This window comes from Corallococcus llansteffanensis, assembly GCF_003612055.1.
In the GTDB taxonomy this organism is placed as follows: Bacteria; Myxococcota; Myxococcia; order Myxococcales; family Myxococcaceae; genus Corallococcus; species Corallococcus llansteffanensis.
This window is the reverse complement of the sequence record NZ_RAWB01001214.1, coordinates 1-413: the sequence shown is the minus strand read 5'-3', so window position 1 is coordinate 413 and position 413 is coordinate 1. Positions and strand designations below refer to the sequence as shown.

Genomic DNA, 413 nt, shown 5'->3' with positions numbered 1-413 from the left:
TGCCTGTCGTCCTGATTGTCGGTTCCCGAGAAGAAGGCTTCAAACGTGCCATGGGAATGGCAGTCCATGACCAAGTGCTCGTTTTCCTGCAGCACCGGCCGGTCGTAACGCAGATGTCCGGAGCCGTGATCCAAGATTGCGACAGGGACGAGCCGGAACTCGCACGAGACGCCATTCCAGACGATCCAAGCACCGGTTTCGTTCGGCATCGACGCACGCGCCATCTCGCCAAACTGGCCAACCAGTTCAGCTGGAAGTTGACCGCATGGCAACTCGGTCTCCTCATTGACAGTCCCGTAGGGGACGGCAGTTTCGACTTCGTAGCTTGCGATCTTGCGAACTACCCGCAGCCACGGGCGAACCACTTCGAGGAACACGCCGTTGGTTCCCACCAGCAGGCGTTCACCACTACC

1 protein-coding gene is annotated in these 413 nt (G+C 59.3%); it reads right to left on the bottom strand.

The genetic code is table 11. The features are described 5' to 3' along the window. A partial coding sequence (locus D7V93_RS44220; protein ID WP_120648754.1) for a PRTRC system protein A occupies nt 1-413 on the bottom strand: 413 nt, incomplete at both ends.